The following is a 15,743-nucleotide window of genomic DNA, read 5'->3' as shown; positions in this document are numbered from 1 at the left end:
GACGCAGATTGTGCTGTGCGTGTGCTGGGTGATTTACGAGCAGACCGCCGCGCTGGGGGTGTTGCCGTAGGAGTTGACCATCAGGATCCGGTAGCAGGTGCCGGCCGGCGGGGTCGAGTAGTCGGTGGCAGTTCCTCCGCTGCCGGAGCCGCTGACCGGCGGGTACTGCGAGCCGACCGAGAGCCAGCTGGCCTGGGCGTCGGTGCTGCGCTGCAGGATGTAACCTGCCTCGTCGCTGGCGTTGTCGGTGAAGCCGATGACCATCGAGGTGCCGGTGTTGGTCAGCCGCAGGTTGGTCGCAGCCGACGGCGGGCCGTACACCACGTAGGACCAGCACGACAGGTTGGTGTCGACGCCGCCGCCCACGTTGGTCGCCCGGACGCACAGCGTGTGGGTGCCCTTCACCGTGGTCTTGCCGGTGTAGAAGCTGTAGCCGTGGTTGTCGCCGTAGCCGGGGTGGCTGGCGTTGAGTCCGGAGTAGGCGCCGTTCGCGGTCTTGGTCTCGATAACCGTGCCGTCCAGCGTCAGCGAGACCTGGATCGGGTCGGTGGTGTCCCAGTCGGCGGCCCAGCCGGAGATCGCGTAGTAACCCCAGGTGCCCGGACTGGTGCTGGAGGACAGCCCGCCGGTCGGGTTGGCCGGCTGCTGCTTGGTCTGGACGGCGACCCGAACCGAGGAGCTGGTGGAGCAGAGGCCACTGACGCAGTTCTTGGCCGCGACGTAGTACTCGATGTAGCGCGCGGCCGGGGCCGTGGTGTCGGTGAACGAGGTGGCGTTGGCCGGCGCGTTGAGGTAGCTGGTGGTGCCGCCGTTGACGACCCGGCGGATGCTGAAGCCGGTCTCGTTGCTCGACCGGTCGGTCCACTGCAGGGTGACCGAGGTCTGCAGCACCGACGGCGCGGTCAGCGAGGCCGGAGCCAGCGGGGTCGGCGGCGCCGGGTCGTAGTCGTAGCAGTAGTCCGGCGGGTCGTTGTAGTCGCAGGGGTTCGCTGCCGACGCCGGCGCGGCAAGTGTCAGCATGGACGCCAACCCGGTGAAGGTCGCTGCCGCGGTGACTGCCAGGACTCGCTTCATTCCTTGCACTTTCTGGTTCCTTTCAAAGGGTGGTCGATGCCGAGAAAGAGCGCCCGGCCTGCGGATTGATACCCACGGAGGCTGGCAAAGGTTGACATAGAAAGCGGCATTCGCTTGGGTATCGAGTGCTCACGCGCATCTCGGGTGATAGCTCGTCAGACAGCTGCGAAGCCGACATCCGCCGCTCGATTACGCTCGCCAGGATGAAGACCATCGGCGTCCTGGGCGGCATGAGCAGCGTCGCCAGCGCGGAGTACTACCGGCTGTTGAACCAGGGCGTCAACGCCGCTCTCGGCGGGCATGCCTCGGCCGAGCTGGTGCTCTACAGCGTCGACTTCGCCGTGATCGAGGACTGCATCCGGATCCGGAACTGGGATCGCGCGGTGGAGCACCTGATCGAGCGGGCGCGACGCCTCGAGCGCGCCGGCGCGGAGTTCGTGCTGCTGGCGACCAACACCATGCACCGGGTGGCGCCCCAGCTGCAGGACGCGATCGGCATCCCGCTGATCCATGTGGTCGACGTGGTGGCCGATGCCGCGATCGAGAACCACGCGAAGGTCCTCGGCCTGCTGGGGACGGACCCGGTGATGCGCGCCGACTTCTACCGCGACCGTTTCGCCGAGCACGGCCTCGAGATCCTGACGCCGGCCGACGCCGATCATGCCGTCGTGCACCGGGTGATCTTCGAGGAGCTCACCCGCGGGGTCATCTCTGACGCCTCGCGGCAGGAATACCTTCGGATCATGGGTGATCTGCTCACCAGGGGCGCTGAGGGCATCGTGCTCGGCTGCACCGAGATCAGCCTGCTGGTCTCGGCGCGGCACCTGCCGGGCCACCGGCTGTACGACACCACGGCGTTGCATGTCGAGCGCGCGGTGCGGCTCAGCCTCGGCCTCGAGCCCCTGCCGGCGCCGGCAACGCCACCGCGCCGGAGGAGCTAGCCGCGCTGGCTCAGAAGTATCGGCGCACGCTCAACACGTCGGAGCGGTAACGCAGCGCCAGCTTGAACGGCCCGGCTTCGGAGCCGTGGGAGAACACCATCCCGCCGCCCAGGCAGACGGTCACGTGCTCTCCCGGGGCGCCCGACCCGTAGATCACCAGGTCGCCGACCTGGGCCGATGAAGCCGACACCGCCCGTCCGTGCCGCAGCATCGTGCCGGTGTAGCCGGCGGCCCAGCGCTGGCCGTTGACGACGTCGGCCATCCCGAGGTGGATGTGGAGGGCGTTCCACAGCAGCCAGGTCGCGGCGCTGGAGCAATCGCTGTAACCGGGAAAGCGGCCGTCGCGCACCAGCAGCCGGTTCGCGATGCCCTGCCACCGGCGCGGGCCCTGGGTGTAGTGCACCGCGGCCGGGCGGGCCAGCATCAGCCGGGCGCCCCTGAGCACCAGGTTCTGCGCCGCGGCGCGCTGTTGCGGGGTAAGCGCCAGCGCGGCCGGGTCCGGTGGCGTGCCGGTGTCGTCGGCGAGGTCGTCGGTGGCGCCGGCATCGCCCTCGTCCGGGGGTAGCCCGACCGGATCGGTGACCGGCAGGTCGGGCAGTCCCTCGTCCTCGAACTCATCACCCGGTTCGTCGTTCAGTCCTGCCACGTCGGCACAGCCTCTCCTCGGGTGATCGCTCGGGCCGCTATCGGGGTAGCTGCGAAAGGCTAACTGTGCGGAGTCGGGAACTGCGAGCGCAGCAACCGATCCCAGGCCCGGGTCGGCAGCAGCCGGTGCTGGTTGACCAGGACGTGCGCCGACGGGGTCACCCGGACCCGGACCGGGGCTCGCCGGGCGGTGATGGCGCGGGCGATCACCTTGGCGACGTCCTCGGCCTCACCGCCGAGCTTGGCCAGCGCCCCGCTCTCGTACACCGTCCGCGTCGCGCGGGCCACGCTGGCGTTGAACTCGTCGTAGGGCCCGGCCTCGGCGGCGGGCTTGGGCACTTCGGCGACGGCTCGCTCGCTGAACGACGTCCTGATGATGCCCGGCTGAACGACCGTCACGCCGACGCCGAAGCCGGCGACCTCGAACCGGAGGGCGTCGGACAGCGCTTCGACGGCGTACTTGGTGGCGTGGTAACTGCCGCCGCCGGGAAAGGTGAAGTTAGCTCCCATCGAGGACACGTTGACGATCCGGCCCTGGCCGCGCTGCCGCATGGACGGCAGGACGAGCTGGCACATCCGCAGCAGGCCGAAGACGTTGGTCTCGAACTGGCGGCGGACGTCGTCCAGGGCCAGGGTCTCCAACGCGCCGGACTGGGAGTAGCCGGCGTTGTTCACCAGCGCCCCGACCGCCCCGGTTTCGGACACGACGGTGTCGACGGCCGCGCGCATCGAGTCCTCGTCGGTGACGTCGAGCGACAGGGTCCGGCAACCCGCCGCTTCCAACCCCGCCAGGCTGGAGCGCTGCCGGGCGGTGGCGTAGACGGTGTGCCCCTGACGGGCCAGCAGCGCGGCGGTGGCCTGGCCGATCCCGGACGAGCAGCCGGTCACCAGGACCGCGCCTACCGATGACGACATGTGCGGCTCCCTCAATGGCTGGGCTTTACGCGCCGACCACAGCGTAGAGGATCTTGCTGCCGCCATAGGTGAGCTGGCTGAACGCCTGCCAGCCGCCGTTACCGATGACCTGGGGGGTGTTGACGTCGCCGCTGCCGTCGCGGTGGTAGTCCCGGTAGTAGAGCAGTCGGCCCAGGTCGTCCACCGCGTAGAGCACTCCCTGCTCGCCGGCGACCAGGCGTTTCATGTGCTGCCAGCCGCCCAGGCCGATGACGGACGGGGTGTGGACGTCGCCGGTGCCGTCGCGGTTGTGGTCGCGATAAAACAGCAGCCGGCCCTGGTCATCGACGGCGTAGATGATCCCGTCGCCGCCGTAGGTGAGGTGTTGCATGTTCTGCCAGCCGCCCAGGCCGATGACGGACGGGGTGTGGACGTCGCCGGTGCCGTCGCGGTTGTGGTCGCGGTAGAACAGCAACTGCCCCTGGTCATCGACGGCATAGATCACGCCCGGGTCGCCGCCGAACAGGTGTTGCATGTGCTGCCAGCCACCCAGGCCGATGACGGACGGGGTGTTGACGTCGCCGGTGCCGTCGCGGTTGTGGTCGCGGTAGAACAGCAGCTCGCCCTGGGTGTTGACCGCGTAGAGGATGCCGTCGCCGCCGGAGAAGACCTTGGTCAGGTACTGCCAGCCGCCCTGTCCGATGACTGACGGGGAGTGCAGATCACCGACGCCCTCACGGGTGTTGTCGCGATAGAACAGCAGCTGGCCTTCGATCAGATCAGGTGGCGACTCGCGCAGCGCGATCTTGCACCTGGACGAGTCGTTGAAAGCAGGCACGCCCGCGAGGTAGCCGCCGAGGAAGAACTGCTGCTCCGGTGTCAGATTCTGCGCGAGCTCCGCTGTCGTCGGCGGGATCAGCGAATCGTCGATCTTGGTGGACAGGTCGGGCCAGTGCTCGGGCTGCAGGTAGCGGGCGAAGAACATCGTCACGGTGTCGGTGGTGTACGCGCCGACGAACGGGCACGGGCCGCGGAGCTTACGGCAGCGGAGCTCGGTGTCGTAGAGGTAGTCGAAGTGCTCGGCGCCGGCGAACAGCACCCGGTACTTCGGCTGCGGGACGGGGTTCCAGTACTGGGGAGGAAGGTCTGCGTAGGCCTCGGAGTCCGTATTGGTGCCCCAGGTGAACAGCCGGGCCGGCGCGCCCTGGTGGATCGGGAACGGCTGCTGCGACAACTCCTCCCACACGCCGCTCAACGAGGCGACGGCCAGAACCGGCCGGGTGGTGGCCAGGATGCCGGCGTGCAGCGCGCCATAGGAGTGCCCGGCCAGGCCGGTGGCAGGCGGTGGTAGCAGGGTGTCGCGGTGTTCCCAGCCGGCCCGCATCCAGTCGAGCAGGCCGTGCAGCAAGGGCTGCACCTCGGGACGGTCCTGCGGCAGCCCGTCGATCTTCTCGATCTGAGGTACCGCCACCACATAGCCGGCCCGGGCCAGCTGGGCCGGCAGCTCGAACCATTTCTGGTACTGCAGGGGCTCACCCGGGCAGTAGCCGTGGCAGAACATGATCAGCGGGTAGCGCCCGCAGCCGAGCAGCGGCGGCGCGCCATCGGGAGCACCGTCCAGGCTGGGGTAATAGACCCGCACCGTCATCGGGGCGCCGTCGGCAGTCGTGTACTCGCGGTAGCCGTAGAACACCGGGGCCAGCGCGCTGGGCTGCCAGTCGATCGGGCAACTCGATTCCTGTATAGGAAGTGGCGGCATGGGGCAAAGCTAAACCCTCACGGCAGCTGTCGGGAAGAGCCGGAGAAGGGCGTTTGCACCCTGATTCGGCTACCAGGCGCTAGCCGGGGCGCATGACTCCGCCGGGCATCAGCCGCTTGGCGATCCCGGTCACCGTGGCGGGGGTACCCGAGTTGTACTCATACGGCGGCCCCTTGACCAGGATCGCCACGGCGTAGCGGTCGGAGTTGACGAAGCCGGTGGAGTTGAAGTCCGAGGCCGCGCTCCAGTCGTCGTCGTCCTGGCCCCAACCCTGCTTGATGGCGGCGTTCGGGTCGGCCTGCTTGAGGCCGAAGAACTGGTAGGTGCCGTCGGAGCCGTACTCGGTGGCCGCGTGCATGGCCTTGGACAGCCACGGCCAGACCTTGGGGTCGGCTTTGACCTTGGCGTAGAAGCGCACCAGGCCGGCCGCGGTGATCTTGGCGTTGGACCACCAGCCGACCTGGGCCGGTGGCGCGCCCAGATCGGGGATGTCGTAATGATCGGCGATCCAGGGCGTTACCTGGTCCGCGCCGGCGAACCCGTACAGAGCGTCCATGGCGCCGTCGTCGGACTGGGCGATCATCCGGAAGGCGATGTCGGCCCGATCGCCGGTCAGCTGCCCGGTCAGCAACAGCCGGGTGGCCACGAACACCTTCACCACCGATTCCGAGGCGAACCTGGCGGAGTGCTCGCTGGCGCCCCAGAGCTTGCCGGTCTTGGTGTCGAGTACCGCCACTCCGGCCCGGTATCCGCGCGAGGTCGCGTAGTCGGCCGCCGCCTGGACCCCGGCGCCGCCGACCGGGACCCGGGCCGGGGACGGTGCGGTCTTGGCCAGCGGGGACTCGGTCTGCGACGGGGTGGCGGATGCGCGGGCGCTGCTTCGCGGCGGGGACGTGGCGGCCGATGATGACGGACTGGTCGCGGGCGACGCGGCTTCGGCTCCAGAAGATGTCGCGGGCGCTGCTTCTTGCGCAGGAGCGATCGAGGAACTCGACCGGCTTCCGGTGTCGGAGTCATTGCCGTCAGGAGGCAGGATGCCCGTCGCGAACAAAGCCAGGACGGTCGCGCACGCGGCCAGCGGCGGTAGCGCGTACCACCGGCGTCTGCTCGTGCGAGCAGCGGCTTGGTCAGGGCGTTTTGCGGGCATCTAGTCCAGTGAACCATCTTTTTCTAAGCGTCGCCTGTAAGGCATGCGGGCAGTCTCGCGGGCAGCGCCGGGCTCGCGGGCCGGTGATCAGAAAACGGCTGGACTGGAGGGGCGCCAACGCACAAGATCACGGCATGGTCCTACGCATCCAGTGCTTGTGCATCGACACCACCGACCCTGCTCGGCTGGCCGCCTTCTGGCAGTCCGCGTTGGGCTGGCGTCAAACCTTTGCCGACGACGATGAAGTCGTGCTCGAGCCGCCGGCCGGCAGCCCGCAGGACGGCGTCGCGCCGGATCTGGTGTTTCTGGCCGTCCCCGAGAGCAAGGCCGGCAAGAACCGCCTGCATCTGGACCTGCGACCGGAGGACCAGTCCGCTGAGGTGGCCCGGCTGGAGGAGCTGGGCGCCCGGCGGGTCGATGTGGGTCAGGACGCGAGCGTCAGCTGGGTGGTGATGGCCGACCCGGACGGTAACGAGTTCTGCGTGCTGCGGCCCCTGACCGAGGCCGAGCTCGCCGAAGACGCCGTCAAGGCGGGCTGACCTCGTTCGCCACCCGAGCGCCGCGGCGCCCGGCGCTGGCAGGATGGCGACGTGACGACGCCCGCATTAGACGCCGACCAGTTCAGGAAGCGCATGGAGGTTCTCGCCACCGCCGAGAACCGGAGGAAGTACGAAGGGTTCTTTCCGCCGGACAAGCGCAGGGGCGATGTGTTCATCGGGGTGCGGATGGGCGACACCTTCGCCCTGGCCAAGGAGTTCAAGGGCCTGTCGCTGGCGGAGGTGGAGAAGCTCCTGGAGAGCCCCGTTCATGAAGTCCGGGTGGGCGCGGTGAGCATCATGGACTTCAAGGTTCGCGACAGTAAGGCTTCTGAGTCCCTGAAGAAGGACGTGTTCGACCTGTACCTGCGACGCCACGATCGCATCAACTACTGGGACCTGGTGGACCGCGCCGCCATCAACGTCATAGGGGCGTATCTGCGGGACAAGCCGCGGGATGTCCTGTACGCGCTGGCTACATCGAAAGATATGTGGGAGCGGCGGACTGCCATCGTCGCCACCATCGCGCTCGGAGACTCAGCCGACACGTTCAAGATCGCCGAGCTGCTGATCGAGGAGAAGGAAGACCTGGTACAGAAGGCCACCGGTTGGGCGCTGCGTTCTGCCGGTGGACCCAGGCTCGTGGACTTCCTCGACGAGAACGCGGCCAGGCTTCCTCGGGTCACCTTGCGGTATGCGATAGAGAAGTTCGACAAGGACACCCGGGCGAAGTACCTCAAGGCCAAAGCTCGCTGACTCGTGCGAGAGCGCCTTCTCAGGCGGGTGGTTGGAACGGGCGCATGGTCAGGCCGCTGGTTCCCCGCACCGACCGGATCGCGCCGTCCGGTGCGAATTCGTAGCGCGCCAGCTCACCGACCGAGCCGGTGCCCGGGCCGCTGATCATCTTCAGCGTGGTGTCATCGACGACTTCCAGGGCCACCGGGTCATCGGTCGGGCCGGCCCCGGTCGGGTTGAGTCCGAACAGCCGGCCGTCGAGCAGCGCGACGTCCTGCACCCCCCACAGCGTGGCGAACCGGCCGGTGAACCTGGCGCCGGTCGGTGCGGGCTGGTGGTCCGCCGACGCGGCCAGGTCCATCAGCTTGAACAGCGCCATGGCCAGTGGCTCGGCCGGTCCGTCGACGGCGTTGGTGAGCACCGACACCACGGTCCGGCGCTTCGGACAGGCCAGGGTCCTGGTGATGTGCCCAGGGAAGCCGCCGCCATGCCCGAACAGCTCGTGCTCGCCCACCCGGTTCAGGGACACGCCGAGCCCGTAGCCGTACTCCGCATCCTTGATATCCCACATCCGGTGCCGTAGCTGGCGCAAGGAGTCCTCGCCGAGCAGCCGGCGGTCTCCGGGCAGCTGGTCATCTCCGGACGGCTGGCGGTCTCCGGGCAGCTGGTCATCCCCGGACGGCTGGCGGTCTCCGGGCAGCTGGTCATCCCCGGGCAGCAGGGCGCTGTAGAAACTGGCCAGCTCGGTGGCGGTGGAGAAGAATCCGGTGGCCGAACCGAGCGCGGCGGTATGGACGTGCCCGATCACTGTTCGCTCGGTGGCGTAGGAGAGCGCGCTGTGCCCGGCGGCGAACTCGCCCTGTCGTTCCGGTGGGAGGTCCGGCCCGGTGTCGGCCAGCCTGAGCGGCTCGAGGATCTCGCTCCGGGCCACCTGTTCGAAGGTGGACCCGGTGACCTGCTCGATCACCTGACCCAGCAAGCCGTAAGCGATGTTGGAGTACTTGAACCGCTCGTTGCGGGGCAGCACCGCCGCGGAGGGCTCGGCCGCGATCCGCAGCAACTCGTCCCGGTCGGGATAGGGCCGCGACAGCTGCCAGAAGTCACCGTCCTCACTGTCACGGATCACCCCGCCGCCGTGGCTGAGCAGCTCGCGCAGGGTGGTGTTCGCCACCGCGCTGCCGGCCAGTGCCGGCAGGTGCGCCCCGACCGGATCATCCAGGCGCAACCGGCCCTGCTCGACCAGCCGAAGCACCAGCACCGCGGTGAACGTCTTGGAATGCGAGGCGATCCGGAACAGGTGCCGTTCGGTGAGCGGCGTGCCAGCCGGTTCGTCGGCGTAGCCCAGCGCGGTGGACAGCCGCTGCTGGCCCTCCACGGTGACGCATGCCTGCACGCCGGGAACCCGCAGGAACCAGCGCCGGTAGCCCAGCCAGTCACGGTAGTAGTCCAAGGTGTCCTGCCCGACCACGCCTGCCCCTTTCTGCCGTGAGCTCGCCGCACATCCCGAACAGCTTAGAAAGTCTCGCAGCTCTGAGCACCAGGTGTGCGCAGAATAATTATGTAGGAATCACCTATTGCTACTCATTCGGACATTTAGTTTAATCAGGAGGAGCCACCACACTGTTCTGTCGATCGGGGGATCACGTGCCGGCATTAGTCCTCGGCAACAGCCGCACTGAGGAGATGGTGGGCGAGCTTGCGGCGTTGACTGGCTTGGAGCGTCAGCTCGGTGGCTGCGCGGCGCTGCGTTCACTCTGGTTCACCCAGTCGGGCGATGTGGTCGTCCTACCGTATCCGCCGCGGGATGAGTATCTGACGTATGTCACTGACCTGACCCACACCGATCCCGGCTCCCTCACGGTGTTGGTGCCACCGCCGGGCGTTCTCGGTGCGGACTTGTTGACTCCGGACCGTACCGCTGATCCCGGTTTCCGAAAGCAGGCACAGGCCGCCGTGCGAGAAAGAGGCGTTGACCGGGTCCTGGCGGTCTACAAGGACGTGCCGATCGCGCAGTTCGCCGTTGCCGTGGGATTGGCCTTGCCCGGTCATGCGTTCGCCGCCCAGGGCGGTGACGCGATCGTCAATAGCAAGGCGGCGTTCAGAGCGCTGGCCGCAGGCGCCGGAGTGCCCATCGCGCAGGGCCTGGCCACTACCCGAAAGATCGAGGCTCAGGCAGCGATCACCGAGTTGCTTGCCGCCGGGCACAGCGTGATGGTCAAGCAGGAATATCAAAGTGGCGGGTTCGGAAATGAGATCCTCAGCCCGGTCGCCGGGGTGCGGCTAGCCGGCGCACCGGCAGCGGTCGTGTTGCCCGACTCCGCTGCTGTGGCTGACTATCTGGAGCAGCGCTGGGAAGGGCTCACAGTCGGCGGCAGTCTCAAACTGATCATCGAGCAGTACCTTCCCGATTGCGCCACGGTCTATGCCGAGTACCTGATCTGCGATGAGGGCCCCGAGCTGTCAGGCACCGGGGAGATCTTGATGGAACCGGTGGCGATCGGTGAGATCGTCCCCGCACAGGCCCTCACGCCGGCCAGCCGGACCTTCCTGGTGGAGTCGGGCCTGCGGTTGTGCCGCTCGCTCCATGCGATGGGCTACCGCGGTTACCTGAGCGCCGACGCCGTGCTGACTCCTGCGGGTGACATCGTATTCACCGAGACCAACGGGCGAATCAGCGGCTCCACCCACCTGCACATCTCGATCGGCGCCCGGGTGCTCGACGCCGCCCACCGCGGCCGGCGGGTGCTGCTGCAGCTCAGCGGTTGGGCAGTGCCGTCCTTCGCCGCCGCGGTCGAGCGGCTCAGGGACGCCGACTTGGCCTTTGACCGCGAGACCGGCGTCGGGGTCGTGCTCGTCAGCGATCTGATGCCCGATGGCACCCTTTCCTATTGCGTGGTCGCCGAGAACCTTGAATCGGCCCGAGCGCTCGACCGCCGGCTCACCGGGTTGTTCGACCTGGCGGCTCAGGGGAGCACGGTCGACGCGGGCGATTCGGATATGAGCAATAGATGAGGGCCGCGGTAATGCGCAGGGTCGGTGGCCCGGACGTGCTAGTTGTTGAGGATCTGCCCGAACCGCTGCCCGGCGTCGGCCAGAGCCTGGTCGACGTGACGCTCGCGGGCGTCAACTTCGATGACCTCGAGCGGCGAAACGGTGACCACCAGCCGCTGTCGCTACCCGCCGTGCTCGGGGTCGACGTGGTGGGCCGCAGGCGTCGCGACGGGCGCCGGGTGGCCGTGCTGCTGCGCGACGGCGGTGGTTACGCCCAGGTCGTCGCCGCCGAGGACCGGCACTCCATCGACCTTCCCGACCACGTCGAGGACGATCAGGCCAGTGGCCTCACCGAACAGGGCTGCACCGCCTACGGCGCGTTGATGCTGGCGGGGCGGCTGCGTCCCGGAGAAGCGGTCGCGGTTTCCGCCGCTGCCGGTGGCGTCGGCCACCTGGCGATCCAATTGGCTTTGGCTTATGGAGCCAACCCTGTCATCGGTCTGGCGTCCACCGCCGCCAAGCGGGAACTGGTCACCGAACTCGGAGCCCACCGCGTCCTGGACCCGGCTCACGGGGACCTCGGTGAGCAGTTGCGCGAGGCCTCCGGCGGACGAGGGGTGGACCTGTTCATCGACTCCGTCGGCGGAGCGGCGGCCCGTTCGGCCCTCGACGGGCTGGCGCCATTCGGTCGACTGGTGTCCATCGGCTGGCGGGCGGGCGATGACCGGTCCGGTGACCGGTGTGGGCCGATCCAAGTGTCCACTGAAGCGCTGACCGACCGGTCCATCGGTTGCGCGGGGTTCTGGATGCGGCACGTGGTGGAGGACCGGCAACTGCTGTGCCGCATCGCCGACGAATTGTTCGACCTTTCCAAGCGAGGCCAACTGGTGGCCCGGATAGATCGGATCGTGGCGCTGACCGAGGTGGGCCAGGCGCACGTTGCGATGGCCGCCCGGGTCACCGCCGGCAAGGTGCTGGTCGATGTGAACAGGGAGCGCTGAGATGTACACCCGTTACTGCCGTTCGATGCTGTGCACCCCGGCGACCGACCTTGGCAAATACGCCAAGTGCCACCAGTCCGGCGCTGACATCTGCCAGGTGGATCTGGAGGATTCCGTTCCACTGCCGCAGAAGGAGGAAGCGCGCCGCAAGGCGTCGGCGTTCTTCTCCGCCCGAACCGCGACCTCGACGACCGCGCCGGTCCGCTGCGCGGTGCGCATCAACGCCGTGACCGAGCTGAACGGATTGTGCGACCTGCTGGCACTGCGTGGCTACCCGACCAAGCCGGACATCGTGGTTGTTCCCAAAGTGGAGTCCGCCCGCGACATCGAGATCGTCGAATCGGTGCTCAGCGAGGACTGCCCACGGCTGGAGCTGATGGCGATCATCGAGACACCGCGCGGACTGGAGAACCTGACCGCGATCGCGACGTCCTCGCCACGGCTGCGGGCCCTGATCTTCGGATCCGCGGACTACGCCGCGGCGCTCGGCATCGGTTTGGCCTGGGAACCGTTGGCCTATGCCCGGTCCAGGCTGGTCAACGCTGCCCGGGCGGCGAACATAGACGCGATCGACTCACCGCAGTTCAACCTGACGGATCAGCTCTTGCTCGGTCGCGAAGCCGAGCGCGCGCAGAGTTTGGGTTTCAGCGGCAAGATCGCGCTGCACCCGCGGCAAATACCTGTGATCAACGAAGTCTTCTCACCGAACGCGGCCGAGCTGGAGCACGCCTATCGCGTCGTCACCGCCGCCCACCGCAGCGGACAGGGCATCACCACAGTCGGTGGCTCAATGGTTGGCCGGCCGTTCTACCAGGCGTCCCAGCGGCTGCTGGACGAGTTCGGTCAGCTCACCACGGCCGGGCAACAACCCCGCCCACCCCTGAACACCGAGTCAAGTACGGCAGAAGCTCGACGAGGAGAGCAACGATGACCGAGACCGAGATCCGGCACCCAGTCGTGGGACCGCGCCGCTACCGCAACGGCGAGAAGATGGTGCAGGGCTCTGACCCGGTGTGGCAGGCCGCCCTGGACCATGGGCTGATCGGCATCGAGGTCGATGTCCGGTCGAGCAACAGCTTTGTCGTGCCCGAGACCGGCCACGAGTTCATCAACATGTGCTCGTGTGACTATCTCGGCCTCAACTCTCACCCAGCGATCATTGAAGGCGCGATCCAGGCGTTGCGAGAGGCCGGGACGATAATGCTGTCCAATTCGCCTACCCGGATCCGGCACACCCTGGACGCTCGACTCGAGGAGGAGCTGGGCCGGCTGTTCGACAGTCCTGTGCTGTTGGGCATGTCCTGCACCGCGCTCACCTCAGGAATCCTACCGCTGGTGGCCTCCGGTCAACTTGCCCCCGGCGGACCGCGGGTGATGGTTTTTGACCGCTTCTGCCACTTCTGCATGTCCTACGTGAAGCCGATCTGCGCCGATGAGAGCCTGGTGCTCACCTGCGATCACAACGATCTGGACTACCTGGAGGCCCTTTGCAGGCGGTACCCGAGCGTCGCCTACGTAGGCGACGGCGCCTACTCGATGGGTGGCTCGGCGGCCCTGGCCGGGTTGCTGGAATTGCAGGATCGATACGGCATGTTCCTCTACCTCGACGACTCCCATTCGCTGTCGTTCACGGGTGAGCGGGGTGAGGGCTTCGTCCGCTCCCAACTGAGCATGAACGAACTCACGGTGATCACTGCCAGCCTGAGCAAGGGGTTCGGCGTCGGCGGCGGAGTGGCAATGCTGGGCAGCCAGCACATGGTGGATTTTTTGAGCCGGCACGGCGGACCGGTGGGCTGGTCGCAGCAGATGGCGCTACCGCTGGTCGGCGCATCGCTGGCAAGCGCGGCCATTCACCGCTCGCCTGAGTTAGGCGAGTTGCAACGGAAGCTTCAGTCCAATATCGAGTGCTTCGATGGGCTGCTGCCTACCTCGTTCTCGGGTAACGGCCTGCCGGTTCGTCGGGTCACAGTGGGCGATAGCGACCGGGCGATCCAGCTGTCGGCCGAACTCTATCGTCGCGGCTTCTACAGCTCCGCGGTGTTCTTTCCCATCGTCCCGAAAGGCGAGGCCGGGATCCGGATCATGATCCGGGCCGACCTCAGCCACGAAATGCTGGCTTCCTTGGCCGGGCACGTGACCGAACTGACGTCGGCGCTGTGAGGGCCCACCAGCAGGTCGGTGACACGACCGAGGCGCAGCAACCGATCGGGTACCGCAAGGTCGGGGACAGCCGCTACCGGGAGGTGGTCGGTTTCTGCTACGAGGACCTCGCGGTGGGCATCGTCATCGAGCATCGGCCCGGTCGCACCGTGACCGAGATGGACAACGTGCTGATGAGCATGCTGAGCATGAATGCCTCGCCGCTGCATATCGACGCCGCGTTCTGCGCCCAGGGCCGATGGGGCCAGCCGCTGGTCTCAAGCCTGGTGACCCTGAGCATCATCGGCGGCATGGCAGCGCGCAGCACCAGCGGGCGGGCCATCGCCAACCTCGGCTGGGATCACATCCGGCTGACCAACCCGGTGTTCGTCGGTGACACGCTCTATTCGGAAAGCGAAATCACCGGCAAGCGGCTGTCAGCCAGCCGGCCGGGCGAAGGCATCGTGCACTGCCGCACCACCGGGACCAAGTCAACGGGTGAGGTCGTGCTCAGCTTCGAGCGCAGCTTTCTGGTGCCGACCCGGGAGCACGACGGCCATCCCACCGCTGGGTACTGACCGCGTCAGGACCCCCTCAACCTCGATTACCCACCACTTTCACCAGATGAGGTACCCATGCAGCTGAACAGCTACGACGATTTCACTCCGCTGCGCGAGATCATCGTTGGATCGGCGGCGAACTACCTTTCCCACGACCGGGACCTGACCTTCGAGCTGTTCCATTACGACAACCTGACCGGCTACGGCACTGAGCTGGCGAACCCGCGGTTGAGCGCCGGTGGCAGTGGCGCGGCGGAAAGCTGGAAGATCAAGCGACGCTATACCGAGGAGCTTCATGAGGACGTGGAAACGCTCGCGGCAACCATCGCCTCGCTGGGGGTCACCGTGCATCGCCCGCTACCCCTGCCGCCGGATCCGGCTCCCATCGCCGGCCTGGGCTGGCAGGCAGCCCCTACCCCTGCGCTGAATATCCGCGACAACACCCTCATTCTCGGCGACGAAATCATCGAGACCCCGCCGGCTGTGCGCTCCCGCTACCTCGAGACCCGGCTGCTGGCGCCAGTTTTCCAGCGGTACCTCCAGGCGGGTGCCCGGTGGACCACAATGCCTCGACCACTGTTGACCGACCTGTCCTTCGACCTGTCTTATGCGCGTGACTCGATGAGCGTGCGACGCCTGGAGGTGATCGAGGACCCGCAACCCAGCCCCTACGATGTCGGTCTGGAGATGATGATCGACGCCGCCCAGGTGCTGCGGCTGGGCCGGGATCTGCTGATCAACATCGCGCATGAGAATCATCGGATGGCGGTCGACTGGCTGGAGCGCCACCTGGAAGGTCGGTACCGCATTCACCGCGTGAATCGAATGGCCGATGGCCACATCGACAGCATGCTGCTGGCGGTCCGGCCCGGCCTCTTCCTGGCTCGCAACGAGAATTTGCGCAACCTGCTGCCCGAGGAACTGCGGTCCTGGAAGTTCCTCATCCCACCGCCGCCGGACCCGGGAGATTTTCCTGTCTACGACGATGGCGACCTGGTGCTCACCAGTCCCTACATCGACCTGAACGTGCTGTCCATCGATGAGGACACGGTGCTGGTCAACGAGGACTGCACCGGTGTGCGCAAGCTGCTCGAGGCCGAGGGCATCACCGCGATTCCGGTCCGGCATCGGCACCGGCGGCTGTTCGGTGGGGGATTCCATTGCTTCACCCTCGACACCCGCCGCGACGGCGGTTGCGAGGACTACCTGTCGTAGCCAGTGGGCTGTGCCGACGGGCCGCTCGTAACTGGCGGCTTGGAAGTCGAAGTAGCGACGATGCGCCTCCGGGTGATCCATCCGATGATGCTAGAACCAGTTAACG

The 15,743-nt window shown here is 67.4% G+C and carries 15 protein-coding genes; 9 read left to right on the top strand and 6 right to left on the bottom strand.

Annotation, left to right across the window (positions count from 1 at the left end; translation table 11 throughout):
* Window positions 1–33: 33 nt before the first annotated feature.
* Window positions 34–1,074: a hypothetical protein gene (locus VF557_10025; protein HEX8080533.1), complete on the bottom strand. Its 1,041-nt coding sequence runs from the start codon at window positions 1,072–1,074 to the stop codon at window positions 34–36.
* A gap of 203 nt (window positions 1,075–1,277) precedes the next feature.
* Between VF557_10025 and VF557_10020 the strand changes: the two genes are divergently transcribed.
* On the top strand, window positions 1,278–2,015 hold the full coding sequence (locus VF557_10020) for an aspartate/glutamate racemase family protein (protein HEX8080532.1): 738 nt from the start codon (window positions 1,278–1,280) through the stop codon (window positions 2,013–2,015).
* Window positions 2,016–2,025: 10 nt separating this feature from the next.
* Here the strand turns inward: VF557_10020 and VF557_10015 are convergent, their stop codons facing one another.
* The 4 genes from VF557_10015 to VF557_10000 form a co-directional block, all read right to left on the bottom strand.
* The gene (locus VF557_10015; GenBank protein ID HEX8080531.1) at window positions 2,026–2,661 is read right to left on the bottom strand and encodes an NlpC/P60 family protein; all 636 of its coding nucleotides are present in this window, start codon (window positions 2,659–2,661) and stop codon (window positions 2,026–2,028) included.
* A gap of 59 nt (window positions 2,662–2,720) precedes the next feature.
* The gene (locus VF557_10010) at window positions 2,721–3,575 is read right to left on the bottom strand and encodes an SDR family NAD(P)-dependent oxidoreductase (GenBank protein ID HEX8080530.1); all 855 of its coding nucleotides are present in this window, start codon (window positions 3,573–3,575) and stop codon (window positions 2,721–2,723) included.
* A 25-nt stretch (window positions 3,576–3,600) separates the two neighbouring features.
* A complete protein-coding gene (locus VF557_10005; protein HEX8080529.1) occupies window positions 3,601–5,313 on the bottom strand; it encodes a tachylectin-related carbohydrate-binding protein in 1,713 nt (570 codons plus the stop codon).
* Window positions 5,314–5,392: 79 nt separating this feature from the next.
* The gene (locus VF557_10000; protein HEX8080528.1) at window positions 5,393–6,364 is read right to left on the bottom strand and encodes a hypothetical protein; all 972 of its coding nucleotides are present in this window, start codon (window positions 6,362–6,364) and stop codon (window positions 5,393–5,395) included.
* A 230-nt stretch (window positions 6,365–6,594) separates the two neighbouring features.
* On the opposite strand from VF557_10000, the gene VF557_09995 reads away from it, so the two are divergent.
* Entirely contained in the window at window positions 6,595–6,999 is a 405-nt protein-coding gene (locus tag VF557_09995) for a VOC family protein (protein HEX8080527.1), read from the top strand.
* 51 nt (window positions 7,000–7,050) lie between these two features.
* A complete protein-coding gene (locus VF557_09990) occupies window positions 7,051–7,752 on the top strand; it encodes a DNA alkylation repair protein (protein HEX8080526.1) in 702 nt (233 codons plus the stop codon).
* A 19-nt stretch (window positions 7,753–7,771) separates the two neighbouring features.
* Here the strand turns inward: VF557_09990 and VF557_09985 are convergent, their stop codons facing one another.
* Window positions 7,772–9,199: a serine hydrolase domain-containing protein gene (locus VF557_09985; protein ID HEX8080525.1), complete on the bottom strand. Its 1,428-nt coding sequence runs from the start codon at window positions 9,197–9,199 to the stop codon at window positions 7,772–7,774.
* Window positions 9,200–9,417: 218 nt separating this feature from the next.
* Between VF557_09985 and VF557_09980 the strand changes: the two genes are divergently transcribed.
* From VF557_09980 to VF557_09955, 6 genes are read left to right on the top strand one after another with little or no spacing between them, the layout of a single operon-like run.
* On the top strand, window positions 9,418–10,743 hold the full coding sequence (locus tag VF557_09980) for a peptide ligase PGM1-related protein (GenBank protein ID HEX8080524.1): 1,326 nt from the start codon (window positions 9,418–9,420) through the stop codon (window positions 10,741–10,743).
* Window positions 10,740–11,723, top strand: coding sequence for a zinc-binding dehydrogenase (locus VF557_09975; GenBank protein ID HEX8080523.1), 984 nt, complete (start codon window positions 10,740–10,742; stop codon window positions 11,721–11,723). The genes VF557_09980 and VF557_09975 overlap by 4 nt, the downstream gene beginning before the upstream one ends.
* Window position 11,724: 1 nt before the next feature.
* Complete coding sequence (locus tag VF557_09970) at window positions 11,725–12,654, top strand: CoA ester lyase (protein HEX8080522.1); 930 nt, start codon at window positions 11,725–11,727, stop codon at window positions 12,652–12,654.
* Entirely contained in the window at window positions 12,651–13,883 is a 1,233-nt protein-coding gene (locus VF557_09965) for an aminotransferase class I/II-fold pyridoxal phosphate-dependent enzyme (protein ID HEX8080521.1), read from the top strand. Before VF557_09970 ends, VF557_09965 begins: the two co-directional genes overlap by 4 nt.
* On the top strand, window positions 13,880–14,440 hold the full coding sequence (locus tag VF557_09960) for a MaoC family dehydratase (protein ID HEX8080520.1): 561 nt from the start codon (window positions 13,880–13,882) through the stop codon (window positions 14,438–14,440). The genes VF557_09965 and VF557_09960 overlap by 4 nt, the downstream gene beginning before the upstream one ends.
* A 57-nt stretch (window positions 14,441–14,497) precedes the next feature.
* Window positions 14,498–15,637 carry a hypothetical protein gene (locus tag VF557_09955; protein HEX8080519.1) on the top strand — a complete coding sequence of 380 codons (1,140 nt, stop codon included), beginning with the start codon at window positions 14,498–14,500 and terminating at the stop codon, window positions 15,635–15,637.
* Window positions 15,638–15,743: the final 106 nt, after the last annotated feature.

Origin of the sequence: Jatrophihabitans sp. (assembly GCA_036389035.1) — a bacterium.
Taxonomy (GTDB): Bacteria; Actinomycetota; Actinomycetes; order Mycobacteriales; family Jatrophihabitantaceae; genus Jatrophihabitans_A.
The sequence above is the reverse complement of the archived record's forward strand: the minus strand, read 5'-3'. Positions and strand labels throughout refer to the sequence as shown.